This window comes from Embleya sp. NPDC059213 (assembly GCF_042754445.1).
Classification (GTDB): Bacteria; Actinomycetota; Actinomycetes; order Streptomycetales; family Streptomycetaceae; genus Embleya.
Genome location: NZ_JBHZAV010000046.1, coordinates 18913 through 37520, shown reverse-complemented (window position 1 = coordinate 37520; position 18608 = coordinate 18913). Strand labels below are relative to the sequence as shown.

Here is an 18608-nt window from a genome sequence, read left to right as displayed (position 1 = left end):
CACATCAATTCCCGTGTCGCACATGGCCAAAACCGACCCGGGTAGCCGATGCTCGTAACTCTTACCCCGGCGCCGACCACACGATTGGGAGATCGCCACCCCCAGTTCGCTCTCGACAGGGAGACACCATGAGCCTTCCCACCTTCCGCGGATCGCGTTCACCCGCACCCGATCCGACCCCCGGACGAGCCTGGACCACCGAGGTCGACTGGCAGCGACAGGCGCTGCCGGTCCCGCTGCCGCAGGAGTGGCCGGTCCTGGCGGGTGGTCTCGTGGTGGTCGCCGCGCACCCGGAGGACGCGCTGCTGGGGGTGGGCGGGCTGATCTCGCGAGCGGTGGCCGACGGCTCGCCGGTGCGGGTGGTCAGCGTCACCGACGGCGACGCGTCGCACCCGGGCAGCCGGTTACCGGGTTCGGTGCTGGCCGCCCGGCGGGTGCGCGAGTCGGACCGGGCCTTCGCCACGATCGTCGGCAATCCCGGTGGGGTGGCCCCGGTCGAGGTGATCCGACTGCGCATCCCGGACCGCACGGTGAGCACCCACGAACGGGAGCTGGTGGACCGGCTGATCCCGCTCGTCTCGGGCTTCGCGCTGTGTGTGACCAACTGGCGCGGGGACGGCTTCGCCGACCACGAGAGCACCGGTCGGGCAGCCGACGTGGCATGCCGGGAGACCGGCGTGGGTCTGCTGGAGTTCCCGCTGCGCATGTGGCAGTGGGCGGAGCCGGACGACAGTCGGGTGCCGTGGAGCCGGGCGCTGCGGGTCGACCTGACCGAGGTGCAACAGGCCCGCAAGGAGCGGGCGCTGTCCTGCCTGGCGTCCCAGATAGCCCCGCTGGTGCCGGGCCGCGACGACCGGGTGCCGCTCCCGCCGGAGAAACTGGCGTACTTCCGCCGCCCCTTCGAGGTGCTCTTCCGCTGAATCGACGGTGCACCTCGCGGCGACGCCGATGCGCGTTCCCCGTCCCGATTCGGGCATCCGCCCGGCGGCCTCGGCCGGCCCGCGGACGCGCCTTCGGCAACCGCCGGACCGCGCGGCGGAATCGGCGGAGGGGAACGCGCACGGTCGCAGCGGCGGCGTGCGCGGGCTGCTCAGCCCGGGATCATCAGCCGTTCGCGCAGCGATGCCAGGGTGCGGGCGAGAAGGCGGGACACGTGCATCTGCGAGATGCCGATCCGCTCGCCGATCTGCGCCTGGGTCAGATTTCCGTAGAACCGCATGACCAGGATCGCGCGCTCGCGCTGCGGCAGTTCGGCCAGCAGCGGGCGCAGCGCCTCGCGGTACTCGACCAGGTCGAGCGCGTGGTCCTCGGAGCCGAGCCGGTCGCCGACCGTCTCCTGGCCGTCCGCGTCGCCGTAGGCGGTCTCGTCCAGCGAGGTCGCGGTGTAGACGGTGCAGGCGTCCAGCCCTTCGAGCACCTCCTCCTCGGTGATGCACAGCCGCTCGGCCAACTCGCGCGGGGTGGGTGTGCGGCCGTGCAGCGCGGTCAGTTCGTCGGTGGCACGCAGCAGTTCGGTGCGCAGTTCGCGCAGCCGGCGCGGTACCCGCACGGACCACGAGGTGTCCCGGAAGAAGCGCTTGATCTCGCCGATGATGGTCGGCATGGCGTACGCCATGAAGCTGCTGCCGCGATCGGCCTCGTAGCGGTCGATCGCCTTGATCAGGCCGATCGTGCCGACCTGGACGATGTCCTCGACCGGTTCACCGCGGCGCCGGTAGCGCCCGGCGGCGTGCCGGACCATCGGCAGGTTCAACTCGACCAGCAACCCGCGCAGGTACGAGTGGTCCACGGTGCCCGGTTCGAGGGTGGCGAGCCGGGCGAGCATCAGATCGCCCGCCGCACGGGCCATCGGCGTGGGCAGCCGGGTGACCAGGTGCGGATGCGCCAGCAGTTCGTCCAGGTCGACGGTCGGCGGCGGCGACGGTGGGGCGACGGCGCGGGGTTCCGCGGTCGTGTCGAGGGTGCTCAGGCGCACGGCCATGCAGGGTCTCCCAATCCGGATGGATGGACACCGATAACCCCGAGTGACTATCGAGTCTGTGACCTGAAGCACAGGAAGATCAAGAGCCCTCCGGGGGTACGTCCTGACGTCAGGATCGCGACATGCGGCCCCACCTCGGGAAACGACGGACCGACGAAACGGAAAAAACGAACGAAAGCAGCCCATACGGCGCAACGAAACCGGGCATCGAGTAATCAAACGTCTGCCAAACGTGTCCGGAAAACGCCACGAACCACCGCCCGAATTTCTTCGGACGGTGGTTCGTGTGCTGCGACCGAGTGAGAAACGATCGAGTTGGTGCGAGGTTCGACCGACTTCGACCCGGGTCGAGTCGAATCGGAGCGATCAGCCCAGTTCGAGCAGCAGGTCGCCGGCCTCGACCGAGGACACCGCGCCGATCGCCAGCCGGGCCACGGTGCCCGCGCTCTGCGCCGTGATCGACGCCTCCATCTTCATCGCCTCGATGGTCGCCACCGTGCCGCCGGCCTCGACCTCGTCGCCCACGGCCACCTGGAGGGTGACCACACCGCTGAACGGCGCGGCCACGTGCTTCGGGTTGTCCGGGTTGGCCCGCTCACTCTCCGGCCGGGCCGGCTTGACCGAGCGGTCGCGCACCGAGAGCACCCGGGGCTGACCGTTCATCCGGCAGTACACGGTGCGGAAGCCGCGCTCGTCCGCGTCGCCGACCGCCTCGACCGCGAGGTAGAGCGAGACGCCCGTGGACAACGTGATGGCCAGTTCCTCGCCCTGGACCAGGCCGTACAGGAACGGCACGGTCGGCACCGCGGAGACGTCGCCGTACAACCGCTCGGCCTCGTCGTAGTCCTTGGCCGGGCCCGGGAAGAGCAACCGGTTGAGCGTGTCTCGCAGTTCGTCGCCGTCCAGCGCGGCGTCCTGCTCCGGGGTCAGTGCCACTGTGCGGGTCGAGCTCGCGGTGCGACCCGCCAGCGCCCGGGTACGGAACGGCTCGGGCCAGCCGCCGGGCGGGGTGCCCAGCTCACCCTGGAGGAAGCCGATCACCGAGTCCGGCACGTCGAACGCGCCCGGGTCGGCCTCGAACTTGGCCGGGTCGGCACCCACCGCGCTCAGGTGCAGGGCCAGGTCGCCGACCACCTTGCTGGAGGGGGTGACCTTGACGATGTTGCCCAGGATCCGGTTCGAGGCCGCGTAGGCGTCCTCGATGTCCTCGAACTTGTGGCCCAGGCCCAGCGCGATCGCCTGCTGGCGCAGGTTGGAGAGCTGACCGCCGGGGATCTCGTGCCGGTAGACCCGGCCGGTGGGCGCGGGCAGGCCGGACTCGAACGGCGCGTACGCCTCGCGCACCGCCGCCCAGTAGGGCTCCAGGGCGCACAGCGCGTCCAGGGACAGCCCGGTGGCGCGCTCGGTGTAGTCGGTCGCGGCCACGATCGCGGACAGCGGCGGCTGGCTCGTGGTGCCCGCCAACGCGGCCGAGGCACCGTCGATCGCGTCGACGCCGGCCTCGATGGCGGCGAGGTAGGTGGCGAGCTGACCACCCGCGGTGTCGTGCGTGTGCAGGTGCACCGGGAGGTCGAAGCGCTCGCGCAGCGCGCCGACCAGCGTGCGGGCGGCGGGCGCCCGGAGCAGCCCGGCCATGTCCTTGACGCACAACACGTGCACGCCGGCCTCGACCAGTTGCTCGGCGAGCCGCAGGTAGTAGTCCAGCGTGTACAACTGCTCGGCCGGGTCGGACAGGTCGCCGGTGTAGCACAGCGTGCCCTCGGCGATCGCGTGCGTGCCCAGGGTGGCCTCGATCGCCGGACGCATCGCCTCGATGTCGTTGAGCGCGTCGAAGATCCGGAACACGTCGATGCCGGTGCGGGCGGCCTCCTCGACGAACTTCACGCACACCTTGTCCGGGTAGGGCGTGTACCCGACGGTGTTGCGCCCGCGCAGCAACATCTGGATGTTGAGGTTCGGCATGCCCTCGCGCAGCGCCGCCAGGCGGTGCCACGGGTCCTCCTTGAGGAAGCGCAGCGCGACGTCGTAGGTCGCCCCGCCCCAGGCCTCGACGCTGAGCAGTTCGGGCGTCATCCGCGCGACGTAGGGAGCCGCGGCGGCGAGGTCGTAGGTGCGTACCCGGGTCGCCAGCAGGGACTGGTGCGCGTCGCGGAACGTGGTGTCGGTGACCGCCAGCGCGCTCTGCTCGCGCAGCGCGCGGGCGAAGCCGGCCGGGCCCAGTTCCAGGAGCCGGTCCCGGCTGCCCGCGGGCAGGTCGCCGGCGGGCAGCTCTGGCAGCTTGGTGCGCGGCACCGCGATGCCCGGGGTGGGGCCGTACGGGCGGTTGACCGTGACGTCGGCCAGGTAGGCCAGCAGGCGGGTGCCTCGGTCGGCACCCGGGCGGGAGCGGACCAACTCGGGGTGCTCGTCGATGAACGACGTGGTGATCCGGCCGTCGCGGAAGGCCGGGTCGTCGAGCACGGCCTGCAGGAAGGGGATGTTGGTCGCGACGCCGCGGATGCGGAACTCGGCCACCGCGCGCCGGGCCCGGTTGACCGCGTCGCCGAAGGTGCGGCCCCGGCAGGTCAGCTTGACCAGCATCGAGTCGAAGTAGGGCAACACCTCGGCACCGGTGTAGGTGCCGCCGTCCAGCCGCACACCCGCGCCGCCCGGCGAGCGGTAGGCGGACACGGTGCCGGTGTCGGGGCGGAAGTCGGCCGAGGGGTCCTCGGTGGTGATCCGGCACTGCAGGGCCGCGCCCTGGATCCGGATCTCGCTCTGCACCAGGCCCAGATCGGTCAGGGTCGCACCGGCGGCGACCCGCAACTGGGCCTGGACCAGGTCGACTCCGGTGATCTCCTCGGTGACCGTGTGCTCGACCTGGATGCGCGGGTTCATCTCGATGAACACGTACCGGCCGCGCTCGTCGAGCAGGAACTCCACGGTGCCCGCGTTGCGGTAGCCCACCGCCTGCGCGAAACGCACCGCGTCGGCGCAGATCCGGTCCCGCAGTTCGGGGTCGAGGTTGGGCGCGGGGGCGATCTCGACGACCTTCTGGTGGCGCCGCTGCATCGAGCAGTCCCGCTCGTACAGGTGCACCACGCCGCCGTCGGCGCCGGCGAGGATCTGCACCTCGATGTGGCGCGGGCGGATCACCGCCTCCTCCAGGAAGACCGTGGGGTCGCCGAAGGCGGTCTGCGCCTCGCGCATCGCGGTCTCGATCGAGGAACGCAGGTCCTCGCGGCGGTCCACCTTGCGCAGCCCTCGGCCGCCACCGCCGGCGGCGGCCTTGACGAAGATCGGGAAGCCGATCGCGTCCGCGGCGGCCACCAGCGCGTCCACGTCGTCCTGCGGCGGCGCGGTCTGCAACGTGGGCAGTCCGGCGCCCTTCGCGGCCTCCAGCGCCCGTACCTTGTTGCCCGCGAGCGAGAGCACGTCGGCCGAGGGGCCGACGAAGGTGATCCCGTTGGCCTCGCACGCCTCGGCGAGCAGCGGGTTCTCGGAGAGAAAGCCGTAACCGGGGTAGATCGCGTCGGCGCCACACGAGATCGCCGCGCCGACGATCGTGTCCACGTCGAGGTAGGCGCGCAGCGGGTGACCCCGTTCGCCGATCTCGTAGCTCTCGTCCGCTTTCTGGCGATGCAGGGAGTGTCGGTCCTCGTACGCGTAAACAGCGACCGTGGTGATGTCCAGCTCGGTGGCGGCGCGCAGGGCGCGCACGGCGATTTCGCCTCGGTTGGCCACCAACAGCTTACGGATCACGAGCTACGTACCTCCTTGCCCGGGGTGTCCGGGTGCGGGGGAAATCGGACGGGTGCCTCGGGACGACAGAGTGCCGTGCCCGTGGTGGGGCGGCGGCATCGGGGTCGAACCTGCGTGACTTTAGGACACGTGTGCAGGTGCCCCGCAGGCCCGGTCCACATGCCGGGCACATCGGGCCGGCCCGACAAGTGGGTCTCACCTGCGAATTCCGGGTCCACCAGGGGCGATGTGAGCTTGATCGCAGCCCGCATCGCGAGACGCGGCGGCATTGTCGCGGGGGTTGCGAACCGCGACGATCCGGTCGGGTCCGCACCGCGGACCGGGAAATGTCGGATCATGCCGGGGACCGGGGAACGCCCCGGAGCGGAACCGGGAAATGGGGACGACCGTGAGGGTTCGAATGGGCGTGGTGGTCGCGGTCGCGGCCGTCGTACTGCCGCTGGCGGGATGCGACGACGGCGACGGGGGCACCAAGGCGGGCGGCGACGGGAGTCCGAGCCCGACCGCGGGCGGCGCGGGGGCCGGGGCGAACGGCGAGCTGCGCCCGGTCGACGCGTGCGCGATGCTCACCGCCGAGCAGGTTTCGAAGGCGTTGTCGATGCCGGGGCTGCGGGCCGCGCAGAATCCGCTGGGTTGTGACTACGCGGCGGCCGACGGAGCCCCGGTGGTCAGCACGATCGCGACCCGGTCGAAGAGTTCGGGCGGGGTGGACAAGGCGATCGACGCCTACCTGGGCACACTGGGCGACACCCGTACCGAGAAGGTGCCGAATCTGGGCGACGCCGCGGTCTACGTGCAACCGGACACGATCGGCGGCGTCCTGGTGGTCGCGGCCCGTCGAGGCGAGGAGACGGCGGTGTTCTCGCTCAACGCGGGCGGCGGCGATCCGCCGCCGAGCAAGGAGCAACTCGTCGCGCTGGCCACCCTGGCGGTGGCGAAGCTGTGACCCGCCCATGGCCCGAGAATAGGACGCCGGGCCGAGTCCGGGAACAGCGACGATCGGCATAGCGTGAACAAAATTTGACGCTCCGTCACCGACGCCCGGCACAAGACGCCCGGCGGCGGTGTCGATCGTGCCCGCGGATCGCCGGTTGCGACAACGAAGGACCAATGGCCCGGCTGTTTCGCGCATCGGCGGGCACATGATGGGCAGGGGAGTTTCACACCCTCGGCGCGGTGGGGACGAACAGGCGCCGACGGGTCCGTACCTTGCGTAGCGGGAGCGACGAATTGAGTGATCTCCTGACCACCCCGAGGCTGCGGCAGGACCGCTTCGAGCGCGACGCCGTGCCGTTTCTTGACCCGCTCTACCCGGCCGCGCTGCGGATGACCCACAACGCCTCGGACGCGGAGGATCTGGTCCAGGAAACGTTCACGAAGGCGTACGCGTCCTTCCACCAGTTCCGGGACGGAACGAATCTGAAGGCGTGGCTGTACCGAATTCTCACCAACACCTTCATCACCTCCTACCGCAGGAAGCAGCGGCAGCCGGTGGCGTCGGGCGGGCAGGAGATCGAGGACTGGCAGCTCTACCGGGCCGGGTCGCACGAATCGACCGGGCTGCGGTCGGCGGAGACCGAGGCGCTGGATCACCTGCCCGACTCGCAGGTGGTGGCCGCGTTGCGCGCGTTGCCCGAGGAGTTTCGGATCGCGGTGTATCTCGCGGACGTGGAGGGCTATCCGTACAAGGAGATCGCCGCGTTCATGGACGTCCCGCTCGGCACGGTGATGTCGCGGCTGCACCGGGGCCGGCGGCGGCTGCGCGAGGCGTTGGCGGACTACGCGTCGGAACGCGGGCTCGTCGCCGCGGCGTGAGCCCGGGTCGGCCCGGCGCGCCGCCGCGCCCGGAGCGGTGTGGGTGGTGTCCGGGCGCGACGGCGGATGGCTACAGGTACTTCAGGACCGCGGGCAGCAGGTCGTTGACCGTGTTGCCCTTGGCCGACCGACCGATCGCGGTGAGCGTCCAGCCGTCACCGCCGCGGGTCAGCTTGACCATGATCTGCGCGTTGTCGTGCGAGTCGGCGGTGGAGAGTTCGTAGCGCACGAGTTCGCTCTCGTCGCTCTCGTCCACCACGCGGCAGAACGCGTTGGCGACCCGGGAGAAGTCGTCGCTGGAGAACGCGCTGACCGTGAAGACCAGCGCCGTTATGCGCAGCGGCAACGCGGCCAGGTCGACGATGATCGACTCGTCGTCACCCTCGCCGGCACCGGTGGTGTTGTCGCCGGTGTGCGTGACCGCGCCGTCCTTGGACACCAACTGCCGCGGCCACACGGTGTCCACGAGGTGGTGGTCGGCGTCGAACAACAGACACGACGCGTCCAGGTCGACGCCGGTGAGCGCCTGCAGGCCCGGGCGCAGCCCCTCGTGCTTGATCGGGTCCCAGCCCAGCCCCATCCGTACCCGGGCGACCGAACCGGCCTCGCCCTTGCCGATGGTGACGCGCTCCCCCTGTGCGAGAACGACCGTCATCGCAACTCCCCTCCGCGGTGGTTCCCCGATTGCGCGCCGCGTCGACGGACGCGGCGCGTGGATGGAGAGCATCCTAGGGCGTGGCTTCGACGCCCCGTCGTGAAAGATCGCCCCCTTCTCAGGCGGTGCTGCCGGGGCGGGGTGTGCCGGATGTGGTGGAGCGATCGGGGATGTCGATCACCTCGGCGGCGGGCGGCGCGCTCACCTTGACCGGCACGTCGAAGTCGCCGTAGCCGACCGAGCCGCTGTTGTCGGTGTCCTTGGACACGATCAGGACCGGGTACGGCTTGCCGCCCTGGGCCTCGATGTAGATCTTGCCCTCGTCGTCCCCGGGCGGGCCGGTGAGCGGGATCATCTTGCGGCTGTCGATCGTCTCGGTGGGCAGCTTGACGCCGTCCTCGGGGAAGCTCTTCAGCGCCGCCCCCGGGTCGGCGACGGTGGTGATGTTGCGCAGGCCGCGCAGCTTCTCGCTGTTCGCGTCGCCCTTGAGCCACTTCCCGGCGAGCAGTTTGGCGGCCAGGTCGCCGTCCACGGTGCCGACCAACGAGCGGTACGCGGCTTCGTCGCCCTTGATGTACATCGCCGACTGGACCCGGCGCACCTCCAGCTTGACGCCGTTCTGCTCGATGGTGCCCTGGAAGTCCTCGCTGCCGCGGTCCACCCGCAGATCGAGCTTGACCGCCTTGCCGGCGGAGACGATGTCCGCCACCACGTGCACGGTCTTGATCCGGGCGGCGGACTGCTTGGCCCGGCGCACCAGTTCGCCGACGTCCAGGTCCTCGTTGCGGACGTTCTCGTCCAGCCCGGATCCCGCGCTCGCGGTCCCCGAGGCGGTCGACGACGGCTTCTCGATGGTGGACAACGGGCTCTGCCCGTTGCCGCACGCGGTCAGCACACCGAGCGAGACGCACACCGCCAGTACGGCCGCGATCCTGCTCCCCTGCACGGGATTTCGACGCACAACCACTCCTTGCTCACCCGAAAGTCCTGCCCCTGGGACGGCCCACCCGACGAACCGGTTCCCCGCCCCACGCTATGCGCCCGGCACCCCCTTGTCCCGGGGCAAACCCTCGGTTCCCCGGCGGAACCCGCGACGGTTGGGGACCCGCGGGTGCCCCCGGCTTCGCACCGGTGATCCGGTGTGCGGCGGGCAGCCGGGGGCACATCGGGCCGGGCGGGTGCGAGTGGGTGGGCTCGGACCGGCGTTCGGCGCAATAGCATCGGTGGGTTGGGTCGTCGTGGTTGGAGGTTGGGTCGTGTCTGCTCTCGTCTCGGTCGACGGTGCCGTGCCGGATCGCTCCGATGCGGTCGTCGTGGCCGGGGAGGCGATGTCGCGCGAGGCGTTGTTCGGTGCGGCGACGGCGTTGGCCGATCGCATCGTGGGCGCGCCCGCCGTCGCGGTGCGCGCGGACGCGAGCCTGGGCACCGTGGTGGCCACGTTGGCCGGCCTGGTGGCGGGTGTGCCGGTGGTCCCGGTCCCGCCGGACTCGGGTCCGCTGGAGCGCGCGCACATCCTGTCCGACTCGGGTGCCGCGCTGTTGCTGGCGCCGGGGCCGTGGACGGACACCGGGCTGCCCACCGCGCCGATCGACCTCGCCGCGCGCTCGTCGAGCACGCACCCGCAGCCGGCTCCCGACACGACCGCGCTGATCCTGTACACGAGCGGCACCACGGGTGCGCCGAAGGGCGTGCTGATGCCGCACGCGGCGATCGCCGCCGGGCTGGACGGCCTGGTCGACGCCTGGGCGTGGACTCCGGACGACGTGCTCGTGCACGGCCTGCCGCTGTTCCACGTGCACGGCCTGGTCCTGGGTGTGCTGGGCGCGCTGCGGGTCGGCTCGCGTGTGGTGCACACCGGCCGCCCCAAGCCGGCCGCCTACGCGCAGGCGGGCGGCAGCCTGTACTTCGGCGTGCCCACGGTGTGGTCGCGGATCGCGCAGGACCCGGAGTCGGCGCGGGCGTTGGCGGGCGCGCGGTTGCTGGTGTCCGGGAGCGCGCCGCTGCCCGTCCCGGTGTTCGGGCGACTGGCCGAACTCACCGGTCACCGGCCGATCGAGCGGTACGGCATGACCGAGACGCTGATCACGGTCAGCACCCGGGCGGACGGCGAGCGCCGACCCGGCTTCGTCGGGCTGCCGCTCGCGGGTGTGCGCACCCGGCTGGTCGGCGAGGACGGCTCGGCGTGTGCGCACGACGGCGAGACGGTGGGCGAGTTGCAGATCGATTCGCCCACGCTGTTCCAGGGCTACCTGAATCGACCCGAGGCGACCGCCGAGACGCTGACCCGGGACGGCTGGTTCCGCACCGGCGACGTCGCGGTGATCGACGCCGACGGCCGGCACCGGATCGTGGGCCGGGCCGGCACCGACCTGATCAAGTCCGGCGGCTATCGGATCGGCGCGGGCGAGGTCGAAGGTGCCCTGCTGGCGCACCCGGCGGTGCGCGAGGCGGCGGTGATCGGCGTGGCGCACCCCGACCTGGGACAGGAGATCGTCGCCTTCGTGGTGCCGGACGGCGAGGTGACGGAGCGTCAGCTCATCGATCACGTCGCGACCGGGCTGTCCGCGCACAAGCGCCCCAGGCGCGTGGTCTTCGTCGCCGACCTGCCGCGCAACGCGATGGGCAAGGTGCAGAAGAAGCTGCTGACGGACTGAGCCGGGCCGGCACCGCCGGCGGGCCGCCGCTCGCTCGACGCGAACGGCGGCCGGCGTGGCGAAGGCTCAGTCGCGGCGGGCGATCAGGCTGGTCTCCGGCAGGCGCACCAGCGGAATCCGCCGCTCGGTGCGGGTCTGGTAGTTGTTGTAGTAGTCACGGTCGGCGGTGAGCCCGGCCCAGGTCTTGGTGTACTCGTCGCCGTCGAGGATCTCGGCGGTGCTCCAGAACGTGGCGTGCTGCACCCGCACCAGCAGTTGCGGGTTGGCCGTGCGGTCGGACAGGTTCACGAACCAGGACGGGTGCTTGGCGGCGCCCGCGAAGGAGCCGACCACGACGCGGTGACCGTTCTCGTCCGCCCAGAACGGGAGCGCGACCTTGTGCAGCTTGCCGCTCTTGCGGCCGACCGTGTGCACGAGCACGTGGTTCATCCCGGCCAGGAGCCAGACGTCGTCACCGTCCGACTGCTCCATCTGCGAAACGTGCTCCTTGGTGAAGAGAACGATCTCCTCGGGCGAGGGCTCGATGAACTCGTCGTTCTTTTGTTCCACCATGATCGTTACTCCAGGGAAGGCACATGCGGCAGTTCGGTTGCGCGACTCTAGTGCGGCCCTCGCCAACCATCAATGGCCGTCCACCGATCCGGACGTGGGCCGCGTCACGGCCGACGAAACGGCCCGCGGATGGGCCTGGCCCGGCCGACGCACAACACCGGGATCAGCCGCACGACACCGTCGGGGATCGCCCTCCCCCGTGGACCGACTCCGGGCCACCGTGTCACTCGGTGACGGATCGCACACGTGCCCGTAATCACAGCGTCGCGGGCCGGGCAGGATCGGTGCACCGCTCGTAGGATCGCGGCACATCGGCGGCGAACGGACGCGGGGGGCGGCAACAGCCATGAATACAAGGCGATGTGTGCTGGTCAGCGGTGGGGGCAGCGGGATCGGCCGGGCCGTTGCCCGTCGATTCGCCGCCCAGGGCGACCACGTGACGGTGCTGGGTCGGCGGCCGGAGCCGATCGCCGCCGTCGCCGAGGAAATCGGCGGCACCGCCCTCGTCGTCGACCTGACGGACCCTCAGGCGGTGGAACGGGCCTGCGCGTTGCTGCCCGCGCGGGTGGACGTCCTGGTCAACAACGCCGGGCAGCGGATGCCGTTGCCCACCGAGCCGGGCCTGGCCGCGGTCGCCGACCACTGGCGGCGGATGTACGACCACATCGTGTTGCCCACGGTGCTGCTCACCGAGGCCCTGCTCCCCCGGCTGGCCCGCCCCGGCGGCCGGATCGTGTCCATCGGGTCGACCGCGGGACTGCGCGGGAACAACGCGTACGGCGCCGCCAAGGCCGCCGTGCACGCCTGGAACCACACCCTGGCGGCCCGGGTCGGCCCCGAGGGCATCACCGCCAACGTGGTCGTGCCGGGCTACATCGCCGACACCGAATTCGCCTTCGACATGGTCCAGGACGCCGCCGAGCACGAACGGCGCGCGGCGGCCACCCTGGTCAAGCGGGTCGGTCGGGCCGAGGACATCGCCGCCGCCGTGACCTTCGTGGCCTCCCCCGAATCCGGCTTCATGACCGGCGAGTTCGTCAACGTCAACGGCGGCCACGTGTTGGGCCGCTGACCGCCGGCGGGCCCCGCCCGCACCGCGGCGAGGCCCACCGCGAACCGGCCATGACGGGCCGTCAGGGCCGGGTGAATGCAGGGCTGTTGCTTTCCTTGGGCAACTCCGCCAGCGGCTCGGCGAGTTCCGCGTGGGTCGGCCCGACCTCGGCCGCCAGCGCGTCCAGCGCGGTCAGGTCGAAGCCGTACAGCGTCGCCGCGTTCCCGGCCAGGATCGCCCGCAGTTCGGCCGGCGAGGCGTCGTGGAAGGAACGGCGCAGCGCCTCGCGCGTGTACGGATAGGTGCCCTCGTCGTGCGGATAGTCCGCGCCCCACATGTAGCGGTCGATGCCCAGTTCGTGCCGCGCCTGTGCCTCGACGGGCGAGGGGAAGCTCGCGCCCACCCAGCAGTTCCGGGCGAAGTACGCGCTCGGCGGCTCCGGCAGCCGATCCGCCTCGGTGTACTTGAGTTCACCGATGCGACCGCTCGCCATCTGCGCGTGGTAGCCGTCCAACTGCCGCAACACCGGCGGGATCCAGGCCGCGCCCTGCTCGGTGATCGCGAACTTGAGCCGGGGGAAACGCGCGAACGCCCCGGACAACAACATGTGGGTCAGCGGTCGACGGGAGAACAACGTCGCCTCGGCGATCCACAGGAAGGTGGACGCCGGGTAGGCGCCGTAGTCCGGGCTGCCCGATCCACCGTGGTTGACCACCGCCAACTCCAGGTCCTGGCACACCTCCCAGAGCCGGTCCCACTCCGGTGCGTACAGCGGCAGGATGCCGCTCACGTCCGGCGGCGTGGTCGGGATCAGGATGCCCGCGAGGCCGTTCTCCTTGGCCCAGACCGCCTCCGCGACCGCGTCGTCGACGTTGTTCAGGAACACCTGGGCCAACCCGGCCCGGCGCACCGCGTTCGCCCCGCCGCACCACTGCGCCAGCCAGCGGTTGTGCGCCCGGATCCCGGCCAGCCGGCGGGCGTAGGAGTCCTTCGACGGGGGACGGGCGAGCAGTTGCCCGGTCGGGAAGAACGGCGGCACCGTGTTGGGGAACACCACCTCCGCGACGATCCCGTCCGCGGCCAACTCGGCGATCCGTCGGTCGTCGTCCCAGTTGCGGGTGCGCCGATCGCCCTGGAGGTCCCGGAACGGATTGCGATACCGCTCCCGCCAGTCGTCGAACTCCGCGCGCCAGGACGGATCCAGGAACTCGCGGTAGGTGTCCATGCCGGCGCCGGCATGGCCGTCCGCCGAGATGATCGTGTGGCGTTCGGACACGGTGGTCACTCCTCTCCCAGCTTGAACACCCGCATGGCGTTCTCGCGCAGAAACTTCGCGCGCACCTCGGGCTTGAACGGGACGTCCGGCAACTCGCGGAAGATGCGCTCCAGGGACAGGCCCATCGGGTAGTAGCCCGCGTACATCACCTTGTCCGCGCCACGCGTGTTCGCGTAGTCGACGATCGCCTTGGGGTAGTACTTGGGCGCGAACGCCGACGTCATGTAGTACAGCCCGGGCCACTTGAGCATCAGCTTGACCGCGAGGTCCTCCCACGGCTCCGCGCCGTGCCGCATCACGATCCGCAACTCCGGGAAGTCGTAACAGACCTGGTCGAAGTGCATGACGTCCTGGCACGCGGACGGCACCCGCGGTCCGGCGATGCCCGCGTTGGCGACGATCGGCAGGTCCAGGTCGATGCAGGTCTGGTAGACCGGGTAGTAGCGCCGATCGCTCACCGGCACCTGCGGGTTGCAGCCCGCCGGGAAGGTGGTCACCGCGACGATGCGGTGCTCCAGGTACGCCTGCCGGATCCGGCGAACGGTCGTGGTGATGTCGTTCGGGTCCACCTCCAGCGTGGGCCGAAAGCGCTTCGGGTGCTCGGCGATCGCGCGCAGCGCGGTCTCGCTCAGGCCGACCAGGCCGATCTCGACGCCGCACGCGTCCATCTGCCCGAGCGTCACCTCGATCGGATCGACCCCCTCGGCCAGCCGATTCGGCACGCCCTTGAACATGTACTCGGCGGGGAACTCCATCTCGCCGCTCTCCGCGTCGCGCAGTTGCGGCTTGAGGAAGTCGTAGTGGCTCTTGGCCTGTGCGCTCGGGAAGCCGATCATCAAATCGATCGCCCCCGGTCCGGCCGCGGACCCGACAGCGGACATGGCAAACCCCCTGCACCATCAAAGTTGATTGACTCCATCAACTTAACAGCAGCAGGGGGATCCAGCCAGAGCCGATTCGTGGCGCCTCAGCGGTTGGTCATCGCCTGCTTGATCAGGGTGCGGCCGAAGTCCCACATCAGCCCGGTGCCCTTGTGCGCGTCGTCCATCACGTCCACGAAGCCCGCGACGAAGTGCTCCACGTCCGCCGGCCCGATCACATAGGGCGGCAGCAGCTTGATCACGTCCATGTGGTCGCCCGCGACCTGGGTCAGCACCCGGTGCCGCTGGAACATCGGCACCACCACCATCTGCGCGAACAACCCGTGCCGGGCCGCCTGCAACGCCGTCCACCCGGCGCGCAGCTTGAGCGAGCGCGGCTTGCCGAACTCCAGGCCGATCATCAAGCCGCGTCCGCGCACCTCGGCGAACAGCTCGTACTTGTCGATCAGCGGGGTCAGCCCGGCCACGAACGCATCGCCCATCCGCGCGCTGTTGCCGATCAGGTCCTCGTCGTCGAGCACCGCCAGGGTGGCCAGGCCCGCCGCCATCGCCTGGTTGTTGCCGCCGAACGTGCAGTCGTGCACGAGCACGCGGTCCATCGTCGAATAGACCTTCTTGAACACCCAGTCCCGGGTCAGCGTCGCGCCGATCGGCACGTAGCCACCCGACAGCGCCTTGGCGACCGTGACGATGTCCGGCTCGACGCCGTCCTCCCACTGGTACGCGAAGAACCGGCCGGTGCGGCCCATCCCGGTCTGCACCTCGTCGGCGATCAACAACGCGCCGTGCTCGCGCAACAACTTCTGCGCGGTGGCCAGCCAGCCGGGCGGCGGCGCGAGCACACCCTTGCCCAGGATCGGCTCGATGATCAGCGCCGCGACGTCACCACGCTTCAACTCCCGGGCCAGCGCGTCCAGATCGCCCAGCGCGATGCCCACGTCCGGCAGCAGCGGTTCGAAGCCCTTGCGGAACTCGGCCGCGCCGTTGACCGACAACGCGCCGGTGGTCAGCCCGTGGAAGGCGTGGTCGATGTAGACGATCCGGCGCCGCCCGGTGGCGAAGCGGGCGAACTTCAGCGCGGCCTCGACCGCCTCGGTGCCGCTGTTGCAGAAGTACACCCGGTCCATGCCGGGCGCCCGGGCCAGCAGCCGGTCCGCCAACGCGGCGGCCAGCGGCGGCGTGTGGAAGTGCACGATGTCCGGCAGATCCAGGGCGATCACGTCCTGCATCGCCTTGCGCACCACCGGGTGGTGCCGGCCCACCCCGTAGGTGCCGAACCCGGACAGGAAGTCCAGGTAGCGATCGCCCTTGTCGTCGTACAGGTACGGCCCCTGGGCCCGGACGTAGTCGCGGTCCATGCCGATGGTCCGCAGCACGCGCGGGAGTTGCGGGTTGAGGTGCTTCGCGTGCAGCTCGAAGCCGCGGTCCGCGTACGCCTCGTACGTCTCACCCAGATCGAACGTCATCGCCCGCCGTACCTCCTGACTTGGTTCGCTCGTCGTTGGCCCAGTCAAGCAGGGCCGGGGTCGCGTGGCGCAACGTGCGGAACGCCTTGAACCCGTCCACCAGCAGGCGCGGCCGGAGCAGTTCCCGCTCCGGGGTGTCGGTGATCACCCGGACCACCCCGGCCGGCCGATCGCCCGCCGCCGCGAGCAGGTACACCGACTCCATGTCGGCCGCCAGCACCCCGCGTTCGCGCAACGCCTGCCGCGCCGGGCCCTTGACCACCCGGTCCACCGTCTCGATCGGACCGTGATGCAGCCTCAGCTTCGGCGAGACCCGGTGCATCCACTCCAACAACAGTTCGGAGGAGGGCAGTTCGACCACCGTGCCGTCCGCGCCGCGCACCTCGGAGGCGACCACCACGTCACCCACGCCGACCCCCTCGCCCACGCCCGCGCCGAATCCGGCGACCGCGAGCGCGCCGTATTCCCGGGCCGGGAGCGCGGACAGGGCCCGCGCCCGGGCACGGGCCTTGTCCGCCCCCATGCCCGCGCGCACCACCCGCACGTCGAACGCGCCCATCAGCCCCGCCTCGACCGCGCGCATCTCGATCCGCAGCGGGGTGACCACCATCAGGGGCATCGTTCAGCCCGTCGTCTTGGCGTACCGACCGAGCGCCATCACGGGGAAGACGAGCCGGTACATGTGGTACTTGATGTAGAAGTCGCCGGGGAAGCCGGTGCCGGTGAACTGCGGCTCGTCCCACCCGCCCAGCGCGTTCTGATGGTCGGTCAACCAGTCGATGCCACGCTGCGCGACCTCGCCGAACTCGCCCGCCGCGTGCAGCGCCAGCAGCGCCCACGCGGTCTGCGACGCGGTGGACTCGCCGCGCCCGGACCAGGTCTCGGCCAGATCGTAGCTGCGCAGATCCTCGCCCCAGCCGCCGTCCGGATTCTGCCGGAGCTCCAGCCAGCGCACCGCGCGCCGGATCGCGGCATGCCGCGGATCGACTCCGGCCGTCACCAGCGCCGGCACCACCGCGCCGGTGCCGTAGACGTAGTTCGCGCCCCAGCGGCCGAACCAGGAACCGTCGCTTTCCTGATGCTCCATCAACCACTTGACGCCGTCCGCGACATACGAGCTGTAGCGGGCGCCGCCGTCGGCGAGCATCTCCACGATGTGCGCGGTGACGTCGGCCGAGGGCGGGTCGGTGACCGCGCCGAAATCGCTGAACGGCAGCTTGAGCGGCAGAATGCTGACGTTGTCCGCGTCGAACGCCCCCCACCCGCCGTCCTTGCTGCGCATCCCGGCCGTCCACCGCTCGGCCCGGTCCAACACCGCGTCCTTGCGCGCGCCGTCCGGGTGGTCGGTGTAGCGCAGGGCCATCACGATCTCGGCGGTGTCGTCCGTGTCCGGGTACCAGTCGTTGGCGAACTCGAAGGCCCAGCCGCCCGGTTCCAGGTCCGGACGCTGCACCGCCCAGTCCCCGACCTCGCGGATCTCCTCGTCCATCAGCCACCCGGCGGCCTTGACCACGCGCGGGTCGGACGCCGGAACTCCCGCGTCCCGCAGGGCGACCAGGGTCAACCCGGTGTCCCACACCGGCGACTGGCACGCCTCGAACCTGCGGCGCGGCAGGCCGTCCTCGTCGGTGTCCACGATGGTGAACCCGTCCAGGCCCTTGATGCCCTGGGCCATCACCGGGTGGTTGAGCGGATAGCCCATCAGCCGCAGCGCGATCAGCGAGTAGACCCACGGCGGCTGGATCCCGCCCCAGCCGCCGTCCGCCTCCTGACGCTGCACGATCCACTGCGCGGCCTTGCGCCGGGCCGCCTGCCGGAACGGCTTGAACGGCACCTTGTGGTACTGGTGCAGCACCGCGTCGAGCGCCCGGAAGACCTTGGACCACGGATCGTCGGCGGCGGGCCGGCCCCGCACCGCGGCGCTCGGGCGCAACTCGGCCAGGTCGAACGGCGCGGGCCGCACCGGGCGCATCGAGCTGACGATGGTCAGCGGCACGATGGTCTGCCGGGCCCAGCAGGCGAAGTCGTAGACGTTGAGCGGAAACCACTTGGGCAGGTGGATGATCTCCGGCGGCAACACCGGCAGGTCGTCCCAGGACCACCAGCCGAAGAAGGCCAGCCAGAACCGGGTGAACACCCGGGTGTTGGCGATGCCGCCCCCGTCGCGGATGAAGGCGGCGGCGGCTGCCATGTGCTTGGCGTCCGGGTCGTCGCCGGCCAACTTGAGCGCGACGTACGCCTCGACGGTCACCGAGAGGTCGGCGGGACCGCCGAAGAAGGTCGCCCAGGTGCCGTCCGAGCGCTGGTTCGCGCGGATCCACCGGGCGCCGGCCGCGGTCTGCTCCTCGGTACGGATGCCCAGGAACTCCCGGAAGAGCAGATCCTCCGCGTCCATCGTGACGTTGGTCTCCAGCTCCCCCTTCCACCAGCCCGCATCGTCCTGAAGCTCCATCAGGTGGGCGACGGCCCGGTCCAGCGCGCCTTGGAGCCTGTCGTCGTGGACGTCGCCGATTCCCGGCTGGTCGAGCACTGTCAT

General features: G+C 70.9%; 15 protein-coding genes. 5 read left to right on the top strand and 10 right to left on the bottom strand.

The window, feature by feature from the left end:
- Positions 1-128: 128 nt before the first annotated feature.
- Complete coding sequence (locus ACFXMF_RS19130; RefSeq protein ID WP_360314428.1) at positions 129-920, top strand: PIG-L family deacetylase; 792 nt, start codon at positions 129-131, stop codon at positions 918-920.
- A 170-nt stretch (positions 921-1090) separates the two neighbouring features.
- On the opposite strand, the gene ACFXMF_RS19125 is transcribed toward ACFXMF_RS19130, so the two are convergent.
- A complete protein-coding gene (locus ACFXMF_RS19125) occupies positions 1091-1981 on the bottom strand; it encodes an RNA polymerase sigma factor SigF (protein ID WP_360314426.1) in 891 nt (296 codons plus the stop codon).
- Between the two features lie 366 nt (positions 1982-2347).
- Complete coding sequence (locus ACFXMF_RS19120) at positions 2348-5722, bottom strand: pyruvate carboxylase (protein WP_360314424.1); 3375 nt, start codon at positions 5720-5722, stop codon at positions 2348-2350.
- Positions 5723-6110: 388 nt separating this feature from the next.
- Between ACFXMF_RS19120 and ACFXMF_RS19115 the strand changes: the two genes are divergently transcribed.
- Positions 6111-6668, top strand: a complete 558-nt coding sequence (locus tag ACFXMF_RS19115; protein WP_360314422.1) for a DUF3558 family protein — start codon at positions 6111-6113, stop codon at positions 6666-6668.
- 284 nt (positions 6669-6952) lie between these two features.
- Positions 6953-7537, top strand: a complete 585-nt coding sequence (locus tag ACFXMF_RS19110) for a sigma-70 family RNA polymerase sigma factor (protein ID WP_360314420.1) — start codon at positions 6953-6955, stop codon at positions 7535-7537.
- Between the two features lie 70 nt (positions 7538-7607).
- Here the strand turns inward: ACFXMF_RS19110 and ACFXMF_RS19105 are convergent, their stop codons facing one another.
- Positions 7608-8192 carry a TerD family protein gene (locus tag ACFXMF_RS19105; RefSeq protein WP_360314418.1) on the bottom strand — a complete coding sequence of 195 codons (585 nt, stop codon included), beginning with the start codon at positions 8190-8192 and terminating at the stop codon, positions 7608-7610.
- 118 nt (positions 8193-8310) lie between these two features.
- Positions 8311-9153 carry a hypothetical protein gene (locus ACFXMF_RS19100; protein WP_360314416.1) on the bottom strand — a complete coding sequence of 281 codons (843 nt, stop codon included), beginning with the start codon at positions 9151-9153 and terminating at the stop codon, positions 8311-8313.
- Positions 9154-9448: 295 nt separating this feature from the next.
- Between ACFXMF_RS19100 and ACFXMF_RS19095 the strand changes: the two genes are divergently transcribed.
- Positions 9449-10846, top strand: a complete 1398-nt coding sequence (locus ACFXMF_RS19095) for an acyl-CoA synthetase (protein ID WP_379991107.1) — start codon at positions 9449-9451, stop codon at positions 10844-10846.
- Positions 10847-10912: 66 nt separating this feature from the next.
- Here ACFXMF_RS19095 and ACFXMF_RS19090 read toward each other — a convergent pair whose 3' ends face one another.
- Positions 10913-11398 carry a nitroreductase/quinone reductase family protein gene (locus tag ACFXMF_RS19090; protein ID WP_360314412.1) on the bottom strand — a complete coding sequence of 162 codons (486 nt, stop codon included), beginning with the start codon at positions 11396-11398 and terminating at the stop codon, positions 10913-10915.
- Positions 11399-11744: 346 nt separating this feature from the next.
- On the opposite strand from ACFXMF_RS19090, the gene ACFXMF_RS19085 reads away from it, so the two are divergent.
- Positions 11745-12470 (top strand): SDR family oxidoreductase, encoded by a 726-nt coding sequence (locus ACFXMF_RS19085; protein ID WP_360314410.1) that lies wholly within the window; start codon positions 11745-11747, stop codon positions 12468-12470.
- A 61-nt stretch (positions 12471-12531) separates the two neighbouring features.
- Here ACFXMF_RS19085 and ACFXMF_RS19080 read toward each other — a convergent pair whose 3' ends face one another.
- The 5 genes from ACFXMF_RS19080 to shc all read right to left on the bottom strand — a co-directional run bounded on the left by ACFXMF_RS19080 (position 12532) and on the right by shc (position 18608).
- Entirely contained in the window at positions 12532-13725 is a 1194-nt protein-coding gene (locus ACFXMF_RS19080; protein WP_360314408.1) for an amidohydrolase family protein, read from the bottom strand.
- Positions 13726-13730: 5 nt separating this feature from the next.
- Entirely contained in the window at positions 13731-14606 is an 876-nt protein-coding gene (locus ACFXMF_RS19075) for an amidohydrolase family protein (RefSeq protein WP_360314406.1), read from the bottom strand.
- A gap of 86 nt (positions 14607-14692) precedes the next feature.
- On the bottom strand, positions 14693-16072 hold the full coding sequence (locus ACFXMF_RS19070) for an aspartate aminotransferase family protein (RefSeq protein WP_360314404.1): 1380 nt from the start codon (positions 16070-16072) through the stop codon (positions 14693-14695).
- Positions 16053-16682: a 1-hydroxy-2-methyl-2-butenyl 4-diphosphate reductase gene (locus ACFXMF_RS19065; RefSeq protein WP_360314402.1), complete on the bottom strand. Its 630-nt coding sequence runs from the start codon at positions 16680-16682 to the stop codon at positions 16053-16055. Before ACFXMF_RS19065 ends, ACFXMF_RS19070 begins: the two co-directional genes overlap by 20 nt.
- Positions 16683-16694: 12 nt before the next feature.
- Complete coding sequence (gene shc / locus ACFXMF_RS19060) at positions 16695-18608, bottom strand: squalene--hopene cyclase (protein WP_360314400.1); 1914 nt, start codon at positions 18606-18608, stop codon at positions 16695-16697.

What these genes read in the sequence shown, in the direction of transcription:
- ACFXMF_RS19130 (WP_360314428.1), top strand. Translation starts at nt 129, where the DNA reads ATGAGCCTTCCCACCTTCCGCGGATCGCGTTCACCCGCACCCGATCCG.
- ACFXMF_RS19125 (WP_360314426.1), bottom strand. Translation starts at nt 1,981, where the DNA reads ATGGCCGTGCGCCTGAGCACCCTCGACACGACCGCGGAACCCCGCGCC.
- ACFXMF_RS19105 (WP_360314418.1), bottom strand. Translation starts at nt 8,192, where the DNA reads ATGACGGTCGTTCTCGCACAGGGGGAGCGCGTCACCATCGGCAAGGGC.
- ACFXMF_RS19090 (WP_360314412.1), bottom strand. Translation starts at nt 11,398, where the DNA reads ATGGTGGAACAAAAGAACGACGAGTTCATCGAGCCCTCGCCCGAGGAG.
- ACFXMF_RS19085 (WP_360314410.1), top strand. Translation starts at nt 11,745, where the DNA reads ATGAATACAAGGCGATGTGTGCTGGTCAGCGGTGGGGGCAGCGGGATC.
- ACFXMF_RS19075 (WP_360314406.1), bottom strand. Translation starts at nt 14,606, where the DNA reads ATGTCCGCTGTCGGGTCCGCGGCCGGACCGGGGGCGATCGATTTGATG.
- ACFXMF_RS19070 (WP_360314404.1), bottom strand. Translation starts at nt 16,072, where the DNA reads ATGACGTTCGATCTGGGTGAGACGTACGAGGCGTACGCGGACCGCGGC.
- ACFXMF_RS19065 (WP_360314402.1), bottom strand. Translation starts at nt 16,682, where the DNA reads ATGGTGGTCACCCCGCTGCGGATCGAGATGCGCGCGGTCGAGGCGGGG.
- shc (WP_360314400.1), bottom strand. Translation starts at nt 18,608, where the DNA reads ATGACAGTGCTCGACCAGCCGGGAATCGGCGACGTCCACGACGACAGG.